Here is a 23,565-nt window from a genome sequence, read left to right on the forward strand (position 1 = left end):
CCCATGAGCCGCAAACAGCAACTGCTCAAGCGTCACCGGCGCAATAAACGAATCGGCCTGCTGATCGCACTGGTCGTGTTGATCGCCCTTGGCTTGCTGGTGGCCTGGTGGCTGCCGCTGGTGCTGGCGGTCATTGGCTGGATTGCCCATGAGGCGTGGTTCGCCGATCACCTGTTCTATTCGCCGAAAGACGATTACCAATACAGTTTTCCGCCGTTCACCCCGCAGCCAAAAGTGCATTTGAGCGGTGAGCAATTGCGCCTTGACGAGGGCGTGATGCTGGTGGACGACGCCACGCTGATCCTCGCCGTGAAGGTTAAAAGCAGCTTCCTGGGACGCTTCTTTGATCCTCGGGTCGAGTTGGTCGGTGGCCCCCATCCCGACGTGCAGACGTTCGAGCGCGGCGTCAACGGTCTGCGTTATCTGAACCTCAGTGGACAGGCGCAGGCGCTGTCGCAAGGCCACTTGCGTCTGCGCGGGCGCTTTTGCCGGGTGTCCGGCGAGCCGCTGCTGTGGGCGCTGGAGCAACCGGACTACCGCCAGCAGCGGGTGATGGTGATCGCCCCGCACGCCGACGATGCCGAGCTGGCCGCCTACGGTCTCTACAGCCAGGCCAAAGAAGCCTGGATCGTGACCCTGACCGCTGGCGAGATCGAAGCCGAACACTATCAACAGATGGGCCTGAACAAGGTCGAGGCGGCGCGGCTCAAGGGCCGCTTGCGTGCCTGGGACAGCCTGGCCGTACCGCGCTGGGCCGGTGTGCCGCAGGAACATTGCGTGCAGCTCGGGTATTTCTGCCTGCAACTGGCGGCGATGCAGGCTGCGCCGAATCAGCCCATTGGTTCGCGGGAAGCGGATCTGAGCGACACGCGAATGTTCCGTCAGTTGAATCCGTTTGCCTTGCCCGGCGATGCCGACGGCGCACCGACCTGGAACAATCTGCTGGCCGACCTGCGTGACGTGCTGTCGCGCGCGCGCCCGGATGTGATTGTACTGCCGCACCCGACACTGGATCCGCATCCCGATCACATCTGCGCCCAAGAGGCAGTGCTGGAAGCCTTGCGCGGTCTCGATTACCAACCGACGCTGCTCGGTTACGCCAACCACTTGCACGACAACGACCGATGGCCGATGGGCGACAGCGGGCAGGGCATTGCCCTGCCGCCGACGTTCGATGCGACCCTCGCGATGCAGCCGCTGTGCCTGCCGCTGTCGCTCGAACTGCAGCGGGACAAGGCCATGGCGCTGGGCATGATGCATGACCTGCAGCCACCGGCCCCGTTCAAGCGTCGCCTGCGCCGGTTGTTTCAGCGACTGCTGGCCGGTCGGCGTCCGTCGGTTTATGGCGAGAACGAATTTTTCCGCAAAGCAATCAGACGCCAGGAGTTGTTCTGGGTACTGAAGCAGAGCGAAACAGGGGCGACGGCATCGCACCGGGGAGAGGTATGAGTCAACGCGCAAAGGTGCTGCAGCTGCAGCCCGATTACAACGTCAAATCCCATGATTTCGCCGACCTCGCCGAACAGATCGTCAAGGCGCTGCCGACCGACCGTTACGAAGTGACCGCCGCCTTCCTGCGCGGCAAACCCGGACCGGGCGAGGCGGTCAGCCGTGCCGACCGTTCGGTGTATTTCGAGTTTTCCGACAAGTCCCTCAAGGGCATGCGCCTGCGGGCGATGTGGCAGCTGTACAAGTTCTGCCGCCGGGAAAAATTCGACGTGGTGATCTGCAACCGCTTCAAACCGGTGAACATGATGCTGACGCTCAACCGCTGGTTGAAGGTGCCGTTGTGCATCGGTATTTCCCACGGCTTCGGCGAGTACGACCGCTTCTACCGTCGTCGCCAGACTCAGCGCCTGATTGATCGGCACTGGCGTTTCGTCGGCGTGTCGCCGGCGGTCAAACAGTACCTGCTGGACTGCGATTGCGGTTTCACTGACCAGAACACGTACGCGATCACCAACGCCATCGACATCGAGCAGGCCGAGGGTTTGCAGCACAGCCGCGAACGCGCGCGCGAAATGCTGGGGATCGACCCGGCGGTGCGCCTGATCGGGGCACTGGGGCGGCTGGTGTCGGTCAAGGGCCACACTTACCTGTTGCAGGCTTTCGCCCAACTCAAAGACAAATACCCGAATACCCAACTGGCAATCATCGGTGCCGGACGCCTGCAGGCGCCGCTGGCGGCCGAGATCGAACAGTTGGGCCTGACTGGCCGGGCGCATCTGCTGGGCTTCAAGGAAAACGCACTGCAATACGTGCGCGCGTTCGATATCTGGACCATGCCGTCGCTGGCCGAAGGCCTCGGGCTCGCCTTGCTGGAAGGCATGAGCGGGCACCTGCCGGTGATCGCCTCGAACGTGCCGGCCATGCTGCCGCTGATCGAAGGTGCCGGTGGCCTGTCGATCACGCCCAAGGACGTGCCGAGCCTGGTGGCGGCACTGGACACCTACCTCGCGCTGTCGGATGTCGAGCTCAAGGCCAAGGGCGAGCAGGCTTACCGCTACTTGCAGGAACAGCACGACATCGAGGTCTTCCGCCAGGAATACCTGAACCTGATCGACTCCGGCCTGGAGCAGGCCCGCAAGGAACAGCCATGAGCGAAGAAAGAGCCATGAGCGAGTCAGCAGCGATGAGCGATGCGCAACCCCTCGTCACCGTTATCATCGCGTCCTATAACCATGGGCCGTACATCGAGGAAAGCATCCTCAGCGTCATCAACCAGAGCTACCGGAACATCGAGCTGCTGGTGATCGACGACGGTTCGAAGGACGACAGCGTCGAGCGCATCAAGGCCTTGCAGGAAAAGCACGGCTTCGATTTCCGGGTGCAGCAGAACCAGGGCCTGACCAATACGCTCAATGGCGCGATCGCGCGGGCCAAGGGCAGCCTGATCGTGCCGTTCGGTTCCGACGACATCATGTACCCGGACCGGATCGCGACACAGGTCGCCTACATGGACGGCAAGCCGGAAGTGGGCATCTGCGCCGGCAACATCGAGTTGATGGATGCCGACGGCAATCTCTATCCGGAGAAACGTCAGCGCCGGGACGTGCCGTTCCGGCGCCTGGATTTCGATGACATGTTTCTGGAGCGCAAGCCGTACCCGCCGGCGCCGACCCTGATGATCCGCCGCGAAGCACTGGACAAGGTGGGCGGGTTCGATCCGACGATTCGTCTGGAGGATCTGTACATCGAACTGAAAGTGACCCGCGCCGGGTACTTCATCGATGGGTTGAACGTGGTGATGGCGCGCTATCGCAAGCACGCCACCAACTCCTACAAGAACCACCGTTTCATGATCGAAAACATCCTGCGCACCTACGCGCGGTTCAGCGATCATCCGCTGTACGACGAAGTGCGCTACAAGTCGCTCAATTCGATGTTTCTGAAGACCGCCAACCGCGACCGCAAACTGGCGCGGGAGCTGCTGGCGCAGATTCCTTTCAAGGCCTGGAACAAGAAGACCTGGCGCGGGCTGGGCCGGTTACTGTTTTTGCCGCTGGAAAAAGACTGAGGTCGTTGTCGCTCGCACTCGGCGAGCGACTTTTTCCGCCAGTTGCTTGCACGAAGCCATGGAGCAGATAGGTGCTGTAGCTGATTTCCCTCAGCCAGCGGATGCTGCGTGGTTTCAAGGCACCGAACAAAGTGTTGTCAGAAGCCACGATCACGAAAAACAGCGACAGCAGAAACAGCGGCGGTGACGATGGCCGGCAGAGGCGGCCAGCGTAATGAACGGACTGGTCTGAATCATCAATGAACCCGAGCCGGCGCGTTGCCGGCCAGCACTTGCTTGTGCAGATTCTCTACGGCGGATTTCGACGCTGTTACGGCGTACCCCTGGAGCAGCGCCTCGAGGTGATCCTCGAACAGCCAGCGCTTGTCGACGGTGTAGCGTTGCATGTGGCGCAGATTACGCTGACGCAGTGACAGGCTGAGGGGCGAAGGGTAGATCCGCAGGTCGGCCAGATCGATCAGCCCGAACTCGCCATCCTCCAGCACCAGCACATTGCCCAGGTGCAGCGAGCGGAAATACACGCCTTGCTCATGCAGGCCGGCCATGAATTTGCCGAAACGTTCCACCAGCGCCTGTCGCACGGCTGGCGCGGTGATTCCCTGCAAGACCTGGCGCAGGGTGTGGCCCGGCAGCGGCGTGTAATGCACGGCGCTGCTGCCGTCGTCGAGGCGATACAGGTTCAGCACCTGGGGCGTGGGAATGCCCATTCGGCGCAATTGCTCGCTGTTGACGGCAAACCGCTCGGAATACGGATTGAAACTGCCCGAGGTGTACCAGCGGCGGCGGCGAAACAGCTTGAGAAAGCTGCCATCGGCCAGGCGCAGGACCTTCGGCCCGAGTCCGTCTTCCTCGATGACCTGGGCGCCGTGGCCGAGCTGTTGCAGAGCGGATGCCGAAAGCTTCTGTACCGGCATTGTCAAAAGACGTCGGGCCCGTTGATTGATGCTCAGGGCTGCAATCAGCGCCAAAGGAATCCACAGCAGGAACCAGTGCTCCTTGGGGCGCGAAATGATCCCGCCACCCTCGGTCAGCCCGGCACCGATGCCGAACACCAGCCAGGTCGAGGCGATGATCAGCAGCGGCTGCACGCGCTGGCGCCAACTGCTCAGCAAGCCCCAGGCCTGAAAAAACAGCCACGGCAGCATGCCGAGGATGCCGACGTAATAAAGCACGCCCAGCGCAAAGCTGTGGGGTTCCTGGAAGTTGTAACCGACACCCGGGTCAATCGCCAGTGTGGCGTTGTAGCCGTGGCCGATCCATGGGTGTTCGGCGATTTTTTCCAGGGCTTGCTGCCAGATTTCGAAACGGTAGGAGTCACCGCGTTCGATGATCATCTTCGAGAACAGCACCGACATGGTTGCGCCGCCGACCGCCAATGTCCCCAGCAGCACCAGCGAGCGACGGTTCCAGCAAATCAGGCTTAGCCACAATGCCGCCATGGTCAGCGCCACCAGTGGGGTGCGCGAGCCGGTTCCGATCACGGCCATGAACATGATCAGCATCGCGGGAATGCTGAGCCAGTACAGCCGGCGATTCTTGCAGGTCATGCTCAGACTGAGCCAATAGGCGCAGAAAAATCCGAACAGATGGGAGCTGAGCAAAGGGTTGTCGAACGCGCCACCACCGATCAGGCGCTCGCCGGGTTCAGAGTGGAGCACGAATGGAATCAGGAAACTGATCGTTGCGACCAGGGCCACCAGCGCGGCGCCGAACAGCAATGGCGAAAGAATGTCGCTGCGGTAACGAACCAGCAGGAAACACCCGGCGAACAGCATCAGGGTATGCAGCGGAGGTTTGAACATGCCGCCTATCGGCTCGCCCTGCGGCCCCCAGCAAAGGCTCAGCAGTGCCCAGGCGGCAAACAGCAGCAACGCAATGAACACCGGCTCACGCAGCATTTCCTTGAGTTCCCGCGGGCGCAGGCACAGTGCAATCAGCGTCGGAATGCTGAACAAGCCGTAAAACAGCTTGTGATGAACACTGCGACCCGGCAGGAAAAACAGCGCGCACAAGAGCAGGAAGTAGCCGACGGGAAGTATCCACAGGCTGATGAAGTCGAAAATTCGATTGGACGTACTGCTGAAGCCGCGAAGTTGCATGCTGAGAGATTCAATCCTGAAGTTGATCGGCCATTTCGATGATGGCTATTTGACGCAGAAAAAGACGCCTAACAATAACAGCCTTTGGCCGATTGCCAGAACCCTGAAGAAGCTGTGCTAAAGTCAGCGTCCTTTTTATCGACTTTCGCGTGATATGACCGACTCCAGTCCCGCCGCAAGCCCTTCGAGCTTGAAAATCTACTTCCGCCTGCTCGGCTACGTCCGGCCGTACATCAGTCTGTTCCTGATCAGCATCGTCGGTTTTCTGATTTTCGCCTCGACCCAGCCGATGCTCGGCTACATCCTCAAGTACTTTGTCGACGGTCTGTCCAATCCCGAGGCGGTGCTGTTTCCCACCGTGCCTTACCTGCGGGATCTGCAACTGTTGCAGGCCGTACCGCTGCTGATCATCCTGATCGCCGCGTGGCAGGGGCTGGGATCCTATCTGGGCAACTATTTCCTGGCCAAGGTTTCGCTGGGCCTGGTGCACGATCTGCGGGTGCAGTTGTTCAACAACTTGCTGGTGCTGCCGAACCGGTATTTCGACAAGCATAACTCCGGTCATCTGATTTCGCGTATCACCTTCAACGTGACGATGGTCACGGGGGCGGCAACAGATGCGATCAAGGTCGTAATCCGTGAAGGCATGACGGTGATCTTCCTGTTCGCCTCCCTGCTGTTCATGAACTGGAAGCTGACGCTGGTGATGGTTGCGATTCTGCCGCTGATTGCCGTCATGGTGCGTACCGCGAGCAAGAAATTCCGCAAGCAGAGCAAGAAAATCCAGCTGGCCATGGGCGACGTGACGCACGTGGCGTCGGAAACCATCCAGGGCTATCGCGTGGTACGCAGCTTTGGCGGCGAAGCCTACGAGGAAAAGCGCTTCCTCGATGCCAGCCAGGGCAATACCGACAAGCAGTTGCGCATGACCCGCACCGGGGCCATCTATACGCCGCTGCTGCAACTGGTGATCTACAGCGCCATGGCGATCCTGATGTTCCTCGTGCTGTACCTTCGCGGCGACGCATCGGCCGGTGATATGGTCGCCTACATCACGCTCGCGGGCCTGCTGCCCAAACCGATCCGTCAGTTGTCCGAAGTCAGTTCGACCATCCAGAAAGGTGTGGCCGGGGCCGAAAGCATTTTCGAGCAACTGGACGTCGAGCCGGAAGTCGATACCGGCACGGTCGAGCGCGACTCGGTCAGCGGTCGCCTCGATGTACGCAACCTGAGCTTCACCTACCCGGGCACCGAGCGGCAGGTGCTCGATGACATCAGTTTCTCGGTCGAGCCGGGGCAAATGGTGGCGCTGGTGGGGCGTTCGGGCAGCGGCAAGTCGACCCTGGCCAACCTGATTCCGCGCTTCTATCACCACGACAAGGGCGAAATCCTGATCGACGGCGTGGAAGTCGAACAGTACAAGCTGCTGAACCTGCGCCGCCATATTGCCCAGGTCACCCAGCACGTCACGCTGTTCAGCGACACCGTAGCCAACAACATCGCCTATGGCGATCTGGCCGGGGCGCCGCGCGAAGACATCGAGAAAGCCGCGCGTGATGCCTACGCGATGGACTTCATTTCTCAGCTGCCTGAAGGCCTGGATACTCAGGTCGGCGAAAACGGCGTGCTGCTTTCCGGCGGCCAGCGCCAGCGTCTGGCGATTGCCCGTGCCTTGCTCAAGAACGCGCCGTTGCTGATTCTCGACGAGGCCACCTCGGCCCTCGACACCGAGTCCGAGCGACACATTCAGGCGGCGCTGGATCAAGTGATGAAGGGCCGCACCACGCTGGTGATCGCTCATCGCCTGTCGACCATCGAGAAGGCCGACCTGATTCTGGTCATGGACCAGGGCCGGATCGTCGAGCGCGGCACCCACGACAACCTGCTGGCACAGAACGGCTACTACGCGCGTCTCAACGCCATGGGTCTCGACGCTCCGGCCGAAGACATCGCCTGATCCGGCCTCGATAACGCCGGGCGCGCAATATGCGTCCGGCGTTTTTTCTCGCTGCACCGGTCTGTCGTCGGTTGAGAGCCTCCTTGCTTGAAAAATGCACAAAAAGGCCTGTGGTTTAATCCTGTTGCAGCCGCCGCACAAGCCTTCGCCAACCCTGTGTTAATATCGCGCCCCTGTTCATTTTGTATGTGGGTTGCTCCATGAAGTTGTCCATGCCGCGATTCGATCAAGCCCCTGTCTTGGTGGTCGGCGATGTCATGCTCGACCGTTACTGGCATGGTGGTACCTCACGGATTTCCCCTGAGGCGCCGGTTCCTGTCGTTAAAGTCGAGCAAATCGAAGACCGCCCGGGCGGTGCCGCCAACGTTGCCTTGAACATTGCCGCGCTGGGTGCGCCGGCGTCGCTGGTCGGTGTGACCGGTGACGACGAAGCCGCCGACAGCCTGAGCAACAGCCTCAAGGGTGCGGGCGTACGAGCCTTGTTCCAGCGCATCGCGCACCAGCCGACCATCGTCAAGCTGCGGGTCATGAGCCGGCACCAGCAATTGCTGCGTATCGACTTCGAAGAACCGTTCGCCACCGACGCACTGGCCCTTGGCGCGCAGGTCGACGACCTGCTGGAAGGCATCAAGGTGCTGGTGCTGTCCGACTACGGCAAAGGTGCCCTGAAAAACCATCAGGCGCTGATCCAGGCTGCGCGTGCCAAAGGCATTCCGGTGCTGGCCGACCCGAAGGGCAAGGATTTCTCGATCTACCGTGGCGCGAGCCTGATCACCCCGAACCTCAGCGAATTCGAAGCCATCGTCGGCGGTTGCGCCGATGAGCACGAGCTGGTGGCCAAGGGCGCGACGCTGATGCATGACCTGGATCTCGGCGCGCTGCTGGTCACCCGTGGCGAACACGGCATGACCCTGTTGCGTCCGGATCATCCGGCGCTGCATTTGCCTGCGCGGGCCCGTGAAGTGTTCGACGTGACCGGTGCCGGCGACACGGTGATTTCCACCCTGGCAGCCGCGATTGCCGCTGGCGAAGAACTGCCGCACGCGGTAGCGCTGGCCAACCTGGCGGCGGGCATCGTGGTCGGCAAGTTGGGTACGGCGGCGATCAGCGCCCCGGAACTGCGTCGCGCCATTCAGCGTGAAGAAGGTTCCGAGCGCGGTGTGTTGGGCCTGGAGCAGTTGCTGCTCGCGGTGGCCGATGCCCGTGCACACAACGAAAAAATCGTTTTCACCAATGGCTGCTTCGACATCCTGCATGCCGGTCATGTGACCTACCTGGAGCAGGCGCGGGCTCAAGGCGATCGTTTGATTGTCGCGGTCAACGACGATGCTTCGGTCAGCCGCCTCAAGGGGCCTGGCCGTCCGATCAACAGCGTCGACCGGCGCATGGCTGTGCTGGCGGGGCTTGGGGCGGTGGACTGGGTCATCAGTTTCCCTGAAGGTACGCCAGAAAACCTGCTGCGCGAGGTCAAGCCGGACGTGCTGGTCAAGGGCGGGGATTATGGGATTGACCAGGTGGTCGGCGCCGACATCGTGACGGCTTATGGCGGCACCGTGAAAGTGCTGGGACTGGTGGAAAACAGTTCGACGACCGCGATTGTCGAAAAAATCCGCAGTCGTTGATAGATGGATCTTTATCGTTTTGTACTGCGTGTGAACGGATTTTGCCTTGGGGATCTAACCGTTTCCGTTGATGTTGGCAGGTTTGAATCCGCTGCGCTTGCCTGCTTACGTCGTGTGGTCATTTAACCTATGAAAGTCATGCTCCTGGTGATGAACGAACAGCGGGTCATTCTCGACCGGCTCTACGACATCGTGCAGCAGAACTGTGATGAATGCGTCATCTATCGACTCAGCAAACAGCAACAGATGAACCTGGGGCCTTTTTTGGCCTCGGTTGATTACCAGACCTTTGATCGTGTCGTGATCTTCTCCAGGGTCAAGCGCCTGGTCCCGCAGTTGCGGGTGCTCAAGTGCATTCCCGGGCTGGTCTTTCTCGAACACGACGCCTACCAGAACTACATGCCCGCCAGTAAATATCGTGGCGTTTATTCGCGTCTCTACAGGCGCCTGCCGAGTTGCCGGGCGCTGGTATCCGGGGCGGTGGTCGCACGCAAGATGCTTGCTGAAGGCATCGACACGGTGTTCGTCTCCAAGGGTTATGACGAGCAGATGCTGCGCAACACCGGGTCCGAGCGCGACATTCCCATCGGTTTTCTCGGCAGCCTGAAGAGCACCGAGTACGCCCAGCGCAAGGCTCTGCTCGAATCGCTGGCGCAGCGTACCGGTATGCTGGTGACCCGCACCCGCTCCGGCTCCGAATACCTGGAAACGCTCAATCGCATCAAGATTTTCGTCAGCGCCGACATCGGCATGAACGAGTTCATGATCAAGAACTACGAGGCCATGGCCTGCGGTTGTGTGCTGCTGGCCTGGAGTCAGGGCGAAGAAGACAAGTTGCTCGGTTTCGAAGACATGCACAACACCGTGTTCTATCGCAGCGAAGACGAGGCGGTGGAAAAGATCAAACTGTTGCAGGGCGATCCGGAGCTGTCGCAGCGTATCGCCAGCAATGGTCAGGCCTTTGCAGAAAGTCGCTATTCCTTCGCCCGTGTCGGCCAGGCCCTCGCCACTGAAATACAGCGCGAGATGCGCCCATGGCAGCCGCCGTCAGCATTCACGCGGTTCTGGGTGAAACTGCGTTTCGGCATGAAGGTGCCGGTCTGAATGAAGGATGAACACATGGCGCTGGATGCGCTCCCCGGCGGTAACCAGTCGGTGCTGGGCGCGTTGCCCGAGGCATTGCGCGAATGCCTGAGCCGCGCGCACCGGGTCGTCCTGATCGCGAATAACCCGGCCATCACGGCGGCGGATTTTCAGGCACTGAATATCAGCGCCAATGACGTCGTCGTCAGTTTCAACACCTGCATCAAGGCGCCGCTGCTCAACGAGCAAAGCTTGAACGTCTTCGTGCATGGCTATAACGCGCCGGACGCCTATTTTTTTGGTCTGCCTTACGGCCCGGACGTGCAACGATTGTTCGAGCATGCGGGCGAGCGTTGTTTCACCATGCTGGTCGGCTGCGCCGCACCGATGTGTCCGTTGCCACGGGTGGCCATGTATTGGGATCGCATCCCGCTGCCGCCCCTGTGGAACTATCCGGTCGACCGTCCGGGCGGCAAGCGCTACGTTGGGCCTTCGACCGGTTTCAATACGCTGGTGGTATTAGAGTGGTTGCGCGGTCACGCCGGTTATTCCTATCAGCTCATGACCCTGGGGTTTTCCAACGAATCGGGGAAACTGTGGGGTGGGCATGCCTGGGATTACGAGCGCGACTGGCTGCAGCAGTCGGACGTCATTGTGGTGCCTTTGCAACCCCGTCGCTGGTGGCAAAAGCTCTTTCGCCAAAAATAAAAGGTGCTGTTGAGTGTTGAAAATTGCCGTCGCTTTTTTCGGGATCCCGAGAAATTCGCAGATTTGCTTCCCTTCCATTGAACAGAACGTTCTGGCGCAGTTTCCGGCGGGCAGCGACGTACAGTGCTTCTATCATTTGTACAAAATCGATGAAGTACAGAACTTGCGCTCAGGCGAAAAAGGCGAGTTGGCGGCTGACAACTATCAGCCGTTCGAATCGATGATCGGGGCCCTGACTTCGACTGACGGGGTGCTGGAGCGTTGGGATTTCGAGCAGGTCAAAGCGCAGGGCGATACCTGGGCCGATGACTATGCGTCGCTGCGCAACCTGATCTATCAGCTCAATTCACTGCACACCGTGACCAGCATGATCGAAACCTTCAATCCCGATTTCGTCGTGTTCGTGCGCCCGGACATTTTCTTCCACAACCCGCTGCCCGCCTATGTCTTCAATCATCCAGAGGCTCGGAGGCACTCTGCCTACATTCCGGACTGGCAGTGGTGGGGCGGGTTGAACGACCGCTTTGCCATTTGCGGGCGCGATACCTATGTCGCCTATGGCAAGCGGATCGAGCGCATTTTCCAATTCTGCAAAGCGACGGGAAGAAAGCTGCACTCCGAGCGCTTGCTCAAGTACGCGCTACAGCAGACCGGTGCCAAAGTCTGCACGCTACCGACCCAAGCCTCTCGGGTGCGAATCACCGGCGCTTTTGCCGAAGAGTCGTTTTCGCCCAAGCGCGGCATGGGCAAGCGTGAAAACCGTTATTTCCATTTCTTCGCGACCTTGCGCACCTGGATCGATCGTCGGCGCTAATCGGCTATTTGCTCGCGCGTTTCTTGCCAATACCAACCAGACGCAGCGCCTTCAGACTCAATTGCTTGAGTCCCGCGCGAGGGGGCTTCGCCGGTTGCAGGCCCTGTTGCACGACCCAATCTTTCCAGCGAATCCGCTCTTCACGCACGACCCAGCCCGTCTGGGTCGCAAAGCTTTCGGCCAGATATAGCCCGCGGGTGCTGGCCGGCAGGAGCTTGTCGCGCTTGAGGGTATACAGCTCGGCCAAGGGCGCGCCGTCCTTGAGCGGCATCAGGTAGAGATCGGGGCGCTTGCGGTCCAGCCGAGCCACCAGTTGATCTCCCTCCAGACGCTCGTCGACGTGGAACAGGCTCAGGGATTTTGCCTCCTTGGGCACGTCCAGCCGCAAGTCGTAGATCAATTGCAGGGACGCGGTCGGCAAGTGCACGTAGGCCCGTGGCCGTTCGAGCAATTGCAGATTGGCGCAGCGCACCGGCCGTGCCGAGCCGGACAGCGGCGTCAGGCGAAAGGGCAGGGCCTCGCGATAATGCAGCGCCGATGCGTACGGCGCCGGCAGCCAGGTGTCGTTGAAACGCCCGCCGAGCCAGCCTTCCGGGGTTTCCAGCAGGCACTCCTCGGCGATTTCCTGAATCGCCGTGTGCAGCGGGATATTCAGCTCATGGGCTGGCACGTAGCCGGAAATCAGTTTGAGCACCACGTCGCCGCGATCCTGCCGGCGCTGGCGTACCAGCACCCAGTAATCGCGATTCTGCCAGTGCAGGGTCAGGCGCACCGAGACGCCGAGGTTGGCCAGCTCCAGCGCAAAGCGCTCGGCATCGGCCACGCTGACCGGTTTGCGCCGCTGCAGGGTCTGGGCGAAATTCAGCGGCATGCCCACGCTCTGGTAGGTCAGGCCTTCCGGGGTGGCTTCGACGAACAGCGGCAGCGTCTTGAAGTTGCTCGGGTTCTTTCTGATGAGCGTACGCGGCATGTCGGCTCCTGCTTAAGGCCGCGAGGCGGCGTCATTGTCCACGTAGGACCTGGGCAACGGTCGCAACGTTATGGGCGAGGTGCAGCGGATTGATGGTCCCGACGATGGCACTGGCCACACCGGGCTGGGCGAACAGCAACTCGAAGCTGGCACGCACCGGGTCCACGCCGGAACTCAGGCACACGTGACCGCTGGCCAGCGCCTTCTTCACCAGAATGGCTTTACCGTGGGCAGCAGCATAGTCAATGACCGCCTTCTCGTTTTGTTCGTTCAGATTGTAGGTGACCATCGCGCAGTCGCCTTGCTCCAGTGCTTTCAAACCACCATCGACCGTCTTGCCGGAGAAACCGAAGCCGCGGATCTTGCCCTCGGCCTTCAGTGCGGCGAGGGTTGCGTAGACTTCGCTGTCGTTGAGAATCGCCAGATCGTTGCCGTCGGAGTGCACCAGCACCAGGTCGATAAAATCGGTTTCAAGACGTTGCAGGCTGCGCTCCACCGACATCCGGGTGTGAGCGGCGCTGAAATCGTGGGTCGATTGGCCGTCGACAAATTCTTCGCCGACCTTGCTGACGATCACCCAGTCCTGGCGCTCGCCGCGCAGCAGCGGGCCGAGGCGTTCTTCGCTGCGGCCATAGGCTGGCGCAGTATCGATCAGGTTGATACCCAGCTGGCGCGCCTGCTTGAGCAACATACGCGCGGCGTCGTCGTCGGGGATCTGGAAGCCGTTGGGATATTTCACGCCCTGGTCGCGGCCAAGTTTGACGGTGCCCAGGCCCAGCGGCGAGACCAGCAGCCCGGTGCTGCCCAGCGGGCGGTGCAAATTGTGCAGGGTCGGCAGGCTCATGGCAGCAGTTGCTCCCAGGCGGGAACGCCCATCGGTGGTTTTGGCAGCTCGGGCAGGGGAGCAGCGTGGCTTGGCTGGATGCCGTCGCGTTCCAGGGAGGCAATCACCCGGTCAGCGAAGTCCGGGGCCAATGCGAGTTTGGTTGGCCAGCCGACCAGCAGGCGACCTTCTTCGGCGAGGAACGCGTTGTCCGGACGGGTCAGGCCGGTTTGCAACGGTTCGGCACGATCGACGCGCAGGGTCGCCCATTGCACGGTGCTCAGGTCGATCCAGGGCAGCAGCTGTGCGATTTCCTTTTGTGCAGTGGCGATCTGCTCGGCGGGCTCACGGGCCACGCCTTCGGATTCGGCAATGTCGCCGCCCAGATACCAGACCCACTGACCGTCGGCGGCCGGGTGGGTGGTCACGGTAATACGCGGCTTGGTGCCGCCACCGAGGCAGTGCGCGTACAGCGGCTTCAGGCCAGGGCCCTTGGCGATGATCATGTGCAGCGGCCGGCGTTGCATCGCCGGATGAGTCAGGCCCAAAGCAGTCAGCAGGTCGGCAGTACCGGCGCCGGCGCTGAGGACGATGCGCTGGGCACGAATCTCACGGCCATCGACTTTCAGACCGACCAGCACACCGCTTTCCAGTAACGGCTCGATGCCGTGGCCGGCGAGCAGACCGTCGCCCGACAAATCCGCCAGACGCTGAATCAGGCTCGGCACGTCGATCACCAGTTCGGCGAGGCGGTAGACCTTGCCCTTGAAGCGCTTGTCTTGCAGGGCCGGTGGCAGTTGATCGCCCTTGACCTGATCGACCCGGCCACGCACCGCTTTGCTGGCGAAGAAACTGGTGAGGTTGCCGGCCAGGGTGCCCGGCGACCACAGGTAGTGGGCCTCGGACAGCAGGCGCACGCCGCTCAGGTCCAGTTCACCGTTGCCCGCCAGGGCTTCACGCCAGCGGCGCGGCATGTCGGCGATGGCTTCCGAGGCGCCGGTCAGCGCACCGTGCAGCGCGTACTTGGCGCCGCCGTGGATGATGCCCTGGGACTTCACACTCTGCCCGCCGCCGAGGCTGGCGCTTTCCACCAGCACGGTCGAGAAACCCTGGCGACGCAGGCGCGCGTTCAGCCAGAGACCGGCGACACCCGCGCCGACAATCAGCACGTCGGTGGAAATTGGAGATGGCATGCAACGACCTCAGTGTTCAAGACGAGGGCGCAGTATACAGACTCGGGGAAAAGGGGATTTGTCGATGATCAACAGAGGGGAAGGTGTCGGGCAATGTGGGAGCGGGCTTGCTCGCGAAATCGGTCTATCAGTTAACAACAATGTTGCCTGACACACCGTCTTCGCGAGCAAGCCCGCTCCCACAGGAGGTTATGCATTAATCAGTTAATGGCCGGCGGTTTTGGAAAAGAGTTGAATCACCACCACACCGAGCACGATCAGCGCCATTCCGAGCATCGCCGGGATATCCAGCTTCTGCCCGTAGATGAACAGCGCCGCGACGCTGACCATCACGATGCCCATGCCGGCCCATACCGCATAGGCCACGCCCACCGGCACGCTGCGTACCACCAGGGTCAGCATCCAGAACGCAATGGCGTAGCCGACGATGACCAGCACCAGTGGCAATGGCGTGCTCAAGCCTTTGACGGCTTTCATCGAAACGGTCGCGATCACCTCGGCGCAGATGGCGATGGCCAGATAGACGTAAGCGTTCATGTTCAAGTCCTCGTGTGTAGCGTTGCTTTCTGAGGCGGCATTCTAGTGACTCCCCAGATGGGGTAAAGTCATTACCTATCTGTTTACAAGATGGGTTGGCCGATGAGCATGCAGTGGAATCTGGAGCAGTTGCGGGTGTTCGTCGCGGTGGCCGAACAGCGCTCGTTTTCCGCCGTGGCGCGTCAGCAGCGCAAGGCGCAGTCGGCGATCAGCAGCGCGATTGCCATGCTCGAGGACGACCTCGGTGTCAGCCTGTTCGAGCGTAGCAGTGGTCGCCAGCCGAGTCTTACCGAAGCAGGGGAGGCGTTGCTGGAGGAGGCGCGTGAAGTGTTGCGCCAGTGCGAGCGCCTGAACGGCCGGGCCGTGGCCATGATGCGCGGGCAGGAGGCGCAGTTGCGGGTGGCACAGGACGAAGCGATGCCCTATCAGGCGCTGGTGGAAAGCTTCGCCGCGCTGGCCGAGCAATTCCCGAGCCTGGAAGTGCAACTGACCAGCGCCGCCCAAGGTGAGGTTTCGCGCAAACTGGTGGAGCGCCGGGCCGATCTCGGGCTGTTGTTCTATCACGATGAAATCCCTGAAGCGCTGGAGCGCCGGGTGCTGGGCAGTGTGGAAATGGTCACGGTCTGCGGCGTCAACCATCCCTTAGCAGCGCAGGCTTACGTCACCTGCCAGCAATTGGCGCAGCATCGGCAGTTGTTGATGTCGACCCAGACCAGTATTTATCCCGGCAATGAGCCGGCCAGTCCGCAGGTCTGGCGCGCCGACAGTTTCTACGTGATGGCTGAATGGCTGGTGCGCGACCTCGGCTGGGCCTGGCTGCCGCGCCACGTGGTGCAGTACTCGGCGTATCAGGGCCTGATGGTGGAACTGGACAGCGAATGGACGCCGCCGGCGCTGGTGGTGGAACTGGTCTGGCGCCGTGATGAACCGCTCGGGCCGGCGGCGCGTTGGCTGGCGGAGCGATTTGCCATACACCTGCGGGCGATCGGCGGCAAAAGCCGATAAACTCCGCCGCCATGAATAGAACTCTCTACACCGCGCTGTTTTACCTGGGGCTGCCATTGGTGGCGATTCGGCTGTGGCTGCGTTCGCGCAAAGCGCCGGCGTATGCCAAGCGGATTGGCGAACGTTTCTCCTATGGCCTGCCGACCTTGCAGCCCGGAGGTATCTGGGTTCACGCCGTGTCGGTGGGCGAAAGCATCGCCGCCGCGCCGATGATTCGCGCGCTGCTGCAACGTTATCCACAGCTGCCGATCACCGTGACCTGCATGACGCCGACCGGGTCGGAACGCATTCACGCAATGTTCGCCAACGAGCCACGCATCCAGCACTGCTACTTGCCCTACGACTTGCCCTGCGCGGCGGCGCGTTTCCTGGATCGCGTACAGCCGAAACTGGCAGTGATCATGGAAACCGAACTGTGGCCCAACCACATTCACCAATGCGCCAAACGCGGGATTCCGGTGGCATTGGCCAACGGACGCCTGTCCGAGCGTTCGGCCAAAGGCTATGGCCGCTTCAGCAAACTGACCGCGCCGATGCTCGCCGAAATGAGTCTGTTCGCCGTGCAGACCGAGGCCGAAGCCCAGCGCTTCCGCGATCTCGGTGCGCGCCCGGAGACAGTCGAAGTCACCGGCTCGATCAAGTTCGACCTGACCATCGACCCGCAACTGCTGAAGCGTGCCCATGAATTGCGCGGTCAGTGGCAGGCGCTGGAGCGTCCGGTGTGGATCGCCGCCAGCACCCATGAAGGCGAAGACGAGGTGGTGCTGAATGCTCACCGTCGCTTGCTGGCCAACCATCCCGATGCGCTGCTGATTCTGGTGCCACGCCATCCGGAGCGTTTCAATTCGGTGTTCGAATTGTGCCAGCGTGAAGGCTTTGCCACGGTGCGTCGTTCGACCGGCGCGAGCGTCGATGCACAGACTTCGGTGCTGCTCGGCGACACCATGGGCGAATTGCTGTTTCTCTACGCCCTGGCCGACAGCGCGTTTGTTGGCGGCAGTCTGGTGCCCAACGGCGGGCACAACCTGCTGGAGCCGGCAGCGCTGGCGAAACCGGTGATCAGCGGCCCGCATCTGTTCAACTTCCTCGACATCGCTGCGCAACTGCGCAGCGCCGGGGCGTTGGCCGAGGTGGATGACGCCGAAGGTCTGGCGACAGAGGTGCAGCGTCTGTTCGAACTGCCGCGCGACGCACAGCGCATGGCCGACGCCGGGCTGAGCGTGATGCGCCGCAATCAGGGCGCGTTGCAGCGCTTGCTCGATGGCCTGGGAAGGTTGATCGACCGCCCATAAAAAACGCAGCCTCAGGGCTGCGTTTTTTTGTTCAAGGCCGGGCCTTTAGCTGGGCTTCGGCAGCCTTGGCCAGATCCGGCGGCAGGAAATCCTTGTCCGGGTTGTAGTCGGCTTTCAGATAACGCGTCAGATCCTGCAGGTCGCCCGGGTTCAATGTCCCCGCCGCCTGCTTCAGGCGCAGGTTGTCGAGGATGTAGTCGTAGCGGGTGTTGTTGTAGTTGCGCACCGAGGTGTAGAGCTGACGCTGGGCGTCGAGCACATCGACGATGTTGCGCGTCCCCACCTGGTAACCGATTTCCGTGGCTTCCACCGCGCTCTGGTTGGAGATGATCGACTGGCGGCGCGCCTGCACCTGCTCGACGTCGGTGTTCACCGCGCGGTGCAGGTTGCGGGTGTTCTCCACCACTTGCCGGCGCAGGCCTTCACGCTGCTGCTCGGTCTGGTCCAGCCGAGAGTACGACTCGCGCACTTGCGAGCTGGTCAGCCCGCCGCTGTAGATCGGGATGTTCAGTTGCAGGCCCACGGTGCTCTGCTCGACGTTGCCACTGTACGGCGTACCGAACGCGTTCGGGTTGGAGAAGCCGAGGGCGTCGTTGTCGCCTTTTTCGTATTTGGCCACGGCGTCGAGGGTCGGCAGGTGCCCGGCCTTGCGCTGTTTCAGGGTCTGTTCGGCGGAGCTGACCGCGTAGTTGCTGGCTAGCAGATTGAGGTTCTGTTTCGCGGCGGTATCGACCCAGGCCTTGGCGTCGTTCGGCGCCGGCGGCAGGATCGGCAACGTGTGGACGATGCCCTGGATCGAGTTGTACTGGCGGTTGGTCAGGGTGATCAGCGCTTGGAACGCATCATCGACCTGACGCTGGGCGACGATCCGGTTGGCCCGTGCGGTGTCGTAACTGGCTTGCGATTGCAGCACGTCGGTCTTGTCCGACAGGCCCACGTCGAAGCGCTCGTTGGACTGGTCGAGCTGGCGCTTGAACGCGGCTTCCTCGGCCTTGGTCGAGGCCAGGTTGTCCTGGCTGCGCAGCACGTTGAAGTAGCTTTCGGCGGTTTGCAGGATCAGGTTCTGCTCGGTGGCCGAAAGTTGCAGCGCGGCCTGCTCGTTGACGTCCTTGGCGGCCTGGTACTGGAACCAGCGATCGGCGCGGAACAGCGGTTGCGCCAGCGTCGCCTGATAGGAGTGCGCGCTGCGATTGGCGATGGCCGAGGGCTGGTCGATCGAAGTGCGCACGTTGGCGACTTCAGCGCCGCCGGACAGGTTCGGCAGCAGCCCGGCGCGGGCCTGGGGCACCACTTCTTTCTGCGCACCGTACTGGGCGCGGGCGGCGGCCAGGTCGGCGTTGTTGTCGACCGCTTCCTGGTAGACGCTGACCAGATCGGTCCTGGTCGATAAAGGCGCTTCTGCTGCCCAGGCCGTTGCGGTGGACGCACAAGACACGGCGACAGCCAGTGAGAGTTTGCGCAGCATGAGGCGATCCCTAGCATGAATATTATGGAAATAATCCGGGCGCCAAAGGTAAGGCGCGGCCCATGCAGCGTCAAGGCGCGGCATGGCGTAGCGAGTGTAGTAGCGCCGACGGCAGGCAACAATCTGCCAATTGCGCCATTCATCATGGTGTTTGCCACGGTGTTGGCGTTCTTTGCCGGTTGTGTCTAGACTGGCCGGGTTCTTGTCGGGGTGCCTTGCTATGAGGCTGAGATCGAATAATTTCGGATCCCGTTGAACCTGATCAGGTTAGCGCCTGCGTAGGGAACAAGATTTCTCGTCACCCGGCGAGTCCTCTTGTGCTTCGTCCGGGATATTGTTCGACAATCGAACGCTCGACGACGATGCACAGCACCAGTCCTGGTGCGTCCGTGCCTTTCAGGTTCTGCTCCGACAATCCACTGCCTGGATGCTGTCTGGAGAGCCCGTGATGACTACAAAATCTAAAAGCGCGATCAACCTGAGTGACTCGGCCAAGGTCGACGAGCAGTCGGTTCAACCGTTCACCCGTTCGCAAAAAGTCTACGTTCAGGGCTCCCGCCCGGACATCCGCGTGCCGATGCGCGAAATTACCCTTGATGTGACCCCGACCGACTTCGGCGGCGAAATCAACGCGCCGGTCACCGTCTACGACACCTCGGGCCCGTACACCGATCCGAACGTGGTGATCGACGTGCGCAAAGGTCTGGGCGACGTGCGTTCGGCATGGATCGACGACCGTGGCGACACCGAGCGCCTGCCAGGCCTGAGCTCGAATTTCGGTCAGGAGCGTCTGGCCGATCCTGAGCTGACCAAACTGCGTTTCGCTCACGTCAACAACCCGCGCCGCGCCAAGGCCGGGGCCAACGTCAGCCAGATGCACTACGCGCGCAAAGGCATCATCACCGCCGAGATGGAATACGTCGCCATCCGCGAAAACATGAAGCTGCAAGAGGCCCGCGCTGCCGGCCTGTTGAAGCAGCAGCACGCCGGCCACAGCTTCGGCGCGAGCATCCCGAAAGAAATCACCCCTGAATTCGTGCGCGAAGAAATCGCCCGTGGTCGCGCGATCATCCCCGCCAACATCAACCACGTCGAACTGGAACCGATGATCATCGGCCGTAACTTCCTGGTGAAGATCAACGGCAACATCGGCAACAGTGCGCTGGGTTCGTCCATCGAAGAAGAAGTGGCGAAACTGACCTGGGGCATTCGCTGGGGCTCGGACACAGTGATGGACTTGTCCACCGGCAAACACATTCACGAAACCCGCGAGTGGATCATCCGCAACTCGCCGGTTCCGATCGGCACCGTGCCGATTTATCAGGCACTGGAAAAAGTGAATGGCGTCGCCGAAGACCTGACCTGGGAGCTGTTCCGCGACACGCTGATCGAGCAGGCCGAGCAGGGCGTCGACTACTTCACCATCCACGCCGGCGTGTTGCTGCGCTACGTGCCGCTGACCGCCAAACGCGTGACCGGCATCGTGTCCCGTGGCGGTTCGATCATGGCCAAGTGGTGCCTGGCGCACCACAAAGAGAACTTCCTCTACACCCACTTCGACGAAATCTGCGAAATCATGAAGGCCTACGACGTCAGCTTTTCGCTGGGCGACGGCCTGCGTCCGGGCTCGATTGCCGACGCCAACGACGAAGCGCAATTCGGCGAACTGGAGACCCTCGGCGAGCTGACCAAGATCGCCTGGAAGCACGACGTGCAATGCATGATCGAAGGCCCCGGCCACGTGCCGATGCAGTTGATCAAAGAGAACATGGACAAGCAGCTGGAGTGCTGCGACGAGGCGCCGTTCTACACTCTCGGCCCGCTGACCACCGACATCGCACCGGGTTACGACCACATCACCTCGGGTATCGGTGCGGCGATGATCGGCTGGTTCGGTTGCGCGATGCTCTGCTACGTGACGCCGAAGGAACACCTGGGTCTGCCGAACAAGGATGACGTGAAGACCGGGATCATCACCTACAAGATCGCGGCCCATGCGGCGGATTTGGCCAAGGGGCACCCGGGCGCGCAGATCCGCGACAACGCCTTGAGCAAGGCGCGTTTCGAATTCCGCTGGGAAGACCAGTTCAACCTCGGTCTGGACCCGGACACCGCCCGTTCGTATCACGATGAAACCCTGCCGAAGGACTCGGCGAAGGTCGCGCATTTCTGCTCGATGTGCGGGCCGAAATTCTGCTCGATGAAGATCACTCAGGAAGTCCGCGAATACGCGGCCAACCAGCGGATCGACGCGGTCGACGTGGACGTCGCCCAAGGCCTGGCGGAACAGGCCGAGCGGTTCAAGAAGGAAGGCAGTCAGCTGTATAAAAAAGTTTGATCCCGCACTGATCGTTCCTACGCGGACGGTTCGACGCCTCGACGTGGGAACGATCACAACGGGTCAGCACAACAACAAATGTCCCTCTGAGATAACACCCTTGAGCATTCAACCCGGTACTTATTCCCCCGACCTCGCCGTGCCCGCCAACCAGCGTGTGTTCGGCGGTCGCGATCTGTTTTCCCTGTGGTTTTCCCTCGGCATCGGCCTGATGGTGTTGCAGACCGGCGCGTTGCTGGCGCCGGGGCTGGGCCTGTCGGGATCGCTGCTGGCGATTTTCCTCGGCACCCTGGTCGGCGTCCTGTTGCTGGCCGCCGTTGGCGTGATAGGCAGTGACACCGGCCTGTCGTCGATGGCCGCGCTGAAACTCAGCCTCGGCAGCAAAGGCGCGAGCCTGCCGGCGCTGCTCAACCTGCTGCAACTGATCGGTTGGGGTTCGTTCGAAATCATCGTCATGCGCGATGCGGCCAGCCTGCTCGGCACCCGTGCGTTCAGCGAAGGTTCGCTGTGGGCCAGTCCGATGCTGTGGACGCTGTGTTTCGGTGCGCTGGCGACCTTGCTCGCGGTCAGCGGGCCGTTGACGTTCGTGCGCAAGATCCTGCGCAAGTGGGGCATCTGGCTGATTCTGGCCGCGTGCATCTGGCTGACCTGGAACCTGTTCGCCAAGGCCGATCTCGCCGCCTTGTGGGCTCAGGCCGGGGATGGCTCGATGCCGCTCGCCGTGGGTTTCGACATCGCCATCGCGATGCCGCTGTCGTGGCTGCCGCTGATTGCCGACTACTCGCGTTTCGGCAAACGGGCGAAGAATGTGTTCGGTGGCACCGCCATCGGTTTCTTCATCGGCAATTTCTGGCTGATGAGCCTCGGCGTCGCCTACACCCTGGCCTTTGCGCCAAGCGGTGAAGTCAACGCGCTGCTGCTGGCACTGGCCGGCGCCGGTCTGGGGATTCCGCTGTTGCTGATTCTGCTGGACGAGTCGGAAAACGCTTTCGCCGACATTCACTCGGCAGCGGTGTCCAGCGGGATTCTGTTGCGTCTGAAAGTCGAGCATCTGGCGCTGGCCATCGGTGTGATCTGCACCCTGATTGCCTTGCTCGCGCCGTTGGCGCAGTACCAGAACTTCCTGCTGCTGATCGGCTCGGTGTTCGCGCCGCTGTTCGGCGTGGTGCTGGTGGATCACTTCATCCTGCGCAAGCGCAGTGCCCAAGTGGCGTCGGCCGCCTTGCGCTGGCCGGCACTATTGGCCTGGCTGGGTGGCATCAGCACCTATCATTTGCTGGCCAATCTGTATCCGGATGTCGGCGCGACCCTGCCGGCGCTGGTGCTGGCAGGGCTGCTGCAACTCGTGCTCGGCCGGGCTTTCAGTTACGGCCGGGAAACAGCTCGGGCTTGAGAATGCCGTTCAGGCGCGGGTAAGGGATCTTCAGTTCGACGTGGCCCAGCGCATAAGGCGCGATGGTGGTCACGTCGTACTTGAGGATCACGCCGCCGTAGGTCAGCGCCACGTTCGGGGTTTTGACGAACGGCCAGCTCTTCACGAATTCCGGTTCCTGATCGAGCTTGGTGCTGATCAGCCAGCTGTTGTGCGCCACTTGCGCCGCTTTCCAGAACGCCTCTTCCTGACCCGGCAGCAACATGTCCGCCAGGGTCAGCACCTTGTGCTGCTGACGCGAATAGTTGATGAAACCGCGTCCCGGCGTACCGTGGGCACCGCCAGTGTCCAGGTAGCTCGAGGTTTCGATGATCACCAGACCGTCATGCTGCTCGCGTACTTTCGCCTGCAGATAGCTGCTGTTGCGCGGGCCGGCGTTGGCCAGGAACTGCTCGCGATACGCTGCCAGCGTTGGTGCTACCGGGGCGTTCGGCGCGGTGCGGGTCATTTGCAGCAAGCGTTTTTCGATGATGCCGTCCAGCGCCGGTTCTGCCGGGAAGCGCAACGTATCGATGTTCACCAGCGGACAGTCCTGGTTGGAACAGCCGGGTTTCAGCGTTTCCGAGGCGTCGCGGGTGGTTTCCAGCGGCGTGCGATAGTTGGGCTGGAACAGGCTGGCGCAGGCGCCCAGGGTCAGGGCGATGGCGGCCACGGAGGCAATTTTGAAAAGCGACATGGGCGTCCTTTCTGAAGCAGGGGAAGGCAAAAAG

The 23,565-nt window shown here is 61.6% G+C and carries 19 protein-coding genes, 1 pseudogene and 1 riboswitch; of the genes and pseudogenes, 12 read left to right on the forward strand and 8 right to left on the reverse strand.

Features of this window, described 5'->3' with window-relative positions:
* Positions 1-3: 3 nt before the first annotated feature.
* The 3 genes from ACKUG4_RS05285 to ACKUG4_RS05295 are packed head-to-tail and all read left to right on the forward strand — an operon-like array spanning position 4 to position 3,517.
* Positions 4-1,449 (forward strand): PIG-L family deacetylase, encoded by a 1,446-nt coding sequence (locus ACKUG4_RS05285; protein WP_445433588.1) that lies wholly within the window; start codon positions 4-6, stop codon positions 1,447-1,449.
* Positions 1,446-2,600 carry a glycosyltransferase gene (locus tag ACKUG4_RS05290; protein ID WP_064593035.1) on the forward strand — a complete coding sequence of 385 codons (1,155 nt, stop codon included), beginning with the start codon at positions 1,446-1,448 and terminating at the stop codon, positions 2,598-2,600. Before ACKUG4_RS05285 ends, ACKUG4_RS05290 begins: the two co-directional genes overlap by 4 nt.
* A gap of 32 nt (positions 2,601-2,632) precedes the next feature.
* Entirely contained in the window at positions 2,633-3,517 is an 885-nt protein-coding gene (locus tag ACKUG4_RS05295; RefSeq protein ID WP_064600654.1) for a glycosyltransferase, read from the forward strand.
* Between the two features lie 49 nt (positions 3,518-3,566).
* Here the strand turns inward: ACKUG4_RS05295 and ACKUG4_RS05300 are convergent.
* Positions 3,567-3,695 (reverse strand): annotated as a pseudogene (locus tag ACKUG4_RS05300) (acyltransferase family protein); the annotation flags it as partial.
* 58 nt (positions 3,696-3,753) lie between these two features.
* Positions 3,754-5,616, reverse strand: coding sequence for an O-antigen ligase family protein (locus tag ACKUG4_RS05305; RefSeq protein WP_445433589.1), 1,863 nt, complete (start codon positions 5,614-5,616; stop codon positions 3,754-3,756).
* Between the two features lie 154 nt (positions 5,617-5,770).
* On the opposite strand from ACKUG4_RS05305, the gene msbA reads away from it, so the two are divergent.
* The 5 genes from msbA to ACKUG4_RS05330 all read left to right on the forward strand — a co-directional run bounded on the left by msbA (position 5,771) and on the right by ACKUG4_RS05330 (position 11,800).
* The gene (msbA, locus tag ACKUG4_RS05310; RefSeq protein ID WP_064593039.1) at positions 5,771-7,573 is read left to right on the forward strand and encodes a lipid A export permease/ATP-binding protein MsbA; all 1,803 of its coding nucleotides are present in this window, start codon (positions 5,771-5,773) and stop codon (positions 7,571-7,573) included.
* Between the two features lie 200 nt (positions 7,574-7,773).
* Positions 7,774-9,195 carry a bifunctional D-glycero-beta-D-manno-heptose-7-phosphate kinase/D-glycero-beta-D-manno-heptose 1-phosphate adenylyltransferase HldE gene (gene hldE / locus ACKUG4_RS05315; protein ID WP_064593041.1) on the forward strand — a complete coding sequence of 474 codons (1,422 nt, stop codon included), beginning with the start codon at positions 7,774-7,776 and terminating at the stop codon, positions 9,193-9,195.
* A gap of 129 nt (positions 9,196-9,324) precedes the next feature.
* Positions 9,325-10,299, forward strand: a complete 975-nt coding sequence (locus tag ACKUG4_RS05320; protein ID WP_064593047.1) for a glycosyltransferase family protein — start codon at positions 9,325-9,327, stop codon at positions 10,297-10,299.
* Positions 10,300-10,314: 15 nt separating this feature from the next.
* On the forward strand, positions 10,315-10,986 hold the full coding sequence (locus ACKUG4_RS05325) for a hypothetical protein (RefSeq protein WP_445433590.1): 672 nt from the start codon (positions 10,315-10,317) through the stop codon (positions 10,984-10,986).
* Between the two features lie 13 nt (positions 10,987-10,999).
* Positions 11,000-11,800 (forward strand): hypothetical protein, encoded by an 801-nt coding sequence (locus ACKUG4_RS05330; protein ID WP_085648056.1) that lies wholly within the window; start codon positions 11,000-11,002, stop codon positions 11,798-11,800.
* Between the two features lie 4 nt (positions 11,801-11,804).
* Here the strand turns inward: ACKUG4_RS05330 and ACKUG4_RS05335 are convergent, their stop codons facing one another.
* The 4 genes from ACKUG4_RS05335 to ACKUG4_RS05350 form a co-directional block, all read right to left on the reverse strand.
* Entirely contained in the window at positions 11,805-12,770 is a 966-nt protein-coding gene (locus ACKUG4_RS05335) for a hypothetical protein (RefSeq protein ID WP_064593054.1), read from the reverse strand.
* 31 nt (positions 12,771-12,801) lie between these two features.
* A complete protein-coding gene (locus ACKUG4_RS05340; RefSeq protein WP_445433591.1) occupies positions 12,802-13,614 on the reverse strand; it encodes an aldo/keto reductase in 813 nt (270 codons plus the stop codon).
* Positions 13,611-14,786 carry an NAD(P)/FAD-dependent oxidoreductase gene (locus ACKUG4_RS05345; RefSeq protein ID WP_445433592.1) on the reverse strand — a complete coding sequence of 392 codons (1,176 nt, stop codon included), beginning with the start codon at positions 14,784-14,786 and terminating at the stop codon, positions 13,611-13,613. The genes ACKUG4_RS05340 and ACKUG4_RS05345 overlap by 4 nt, the downstream gene beginning before the upstream one ends.
* 204 nt (positions 14,787-14,990) lie before the next feature.
* Positions 14,991-15,323: a DMT family transporter gene (locus ACKUG4_RS05350; protein ID WP_115076325.1), complete on the reverse strand. Its 333-nt coding sequence runs from the start codon at positions 15,321-15,323 to the stop codon at positions 14,991-14,993.
* A gap of 102 nt (positions 15,324-15,425) precedes the next feature.
* Between ACKUG4_RS05350 and ACKUG4_RS05355 the strand changes: the two genes are divergently transcribed.
* Complete coding sequence (locus ACKUG4_RS05355) at positions 15,426-16,328, forward strand: LysR family transcriptional regulator (protein WP_064593062.1); 903 nt, start codon at positions 15,426-15,428, stop codon at positions 16,326-16,328.
* Positions 16,329-16,339: 11 nt separating this feature from the next.
* Positions 16,340-17,620, forward strand: a complete 1,281-nt coding sequence (gene waaA / locus ACKUG4_RS05360; RefSeq protein ID WP_445433593.1) for a lipid IV(A) 3-deoxy-D-manno-octulosonic acid transferase — start codon at positions 16,340-16,342, stop codon at positions 17,618-17,620.
* A gap of 31 nt (positions 17,621-17,651) precedes the next feature.
* Here waaA and ACKUG4_RS05365 read toward each other — a convergent pair whose 3' ends face one another.
* The gene (locus ACKUG4_RS05365) at positions 17,652-19,085 is read right to left on the reverse strand and encodes a TolC family outer membrane protein (protein WP_039766588.1); all 1,434 of its coding nucleotides are present in this window, start codon (positions 19,083-19,085) and stop codon (positions 17,652-17,654) included.
* Positions 19,086-19,281: 196 nt separating this feature from the next.
* A riboswitch (TPP riboswitch) is annotated at positions 19,282-19,387 on the forward strand.
* Positions 19,388-19,533: 146 nt separating this feature from the next.
* Here ACKUG4_RS05365 and thiC point away from each other — a divergent pair.
* Positions 19,534-21,423 (forward strand): phosphomethylpyrimidine synthase ThiC, encoded by a 1,890-nt coding sequence (gene thiC / locus ACKUG4_RS05370; protein WP_064593066.1) that lies wholly within the window; start codon positions 19,534-19,536, stop codon positions 21,421-21,423.
* Between the two features lie 100 nt (positions 21,424-21,523).
* Complete coding sequence (gene cytX, locus ACKUG4_RS05375) at positions 21,524-22,816, forward strand: putative hydroxymethylpyrimidine transporter CytX (RefSeq protein WP_262193707.1); 1,293 nt, start codon at positions 21,524-21,526, stop codon at positions 22,814-22,816.
* Here the strand turns inward: cytX and ACKUG4_RS05380 are convergent.
* Positions 22,785-23,531 (reverse strand): RsiV family protein, encoded by a 747-nt coding sequence (locus tag ACKUG4_RS05380; protein ID WP_011332159.1) that lies wholly within the window; start codon positions 23,529-23,531, stop codon positions 22,785-22,787. The genes cytX and ACKUG4_RS05380 overlap by 32 nt on opposite strands.
* Positions 23,532-23,565: the final 34 nt, after the last annotated feature.

It is taken from the genome of Candidatus Pseudomonas auctus, from assembly GCF_048654275.1.
Classification (GTDB): Bacteria; Pseudomonadota; Gammaproteobacteria; order Pseudomonadales; family Pseudomonadaceae; genus Aquipseudomonas; species Aquipseudomonas pharyngis.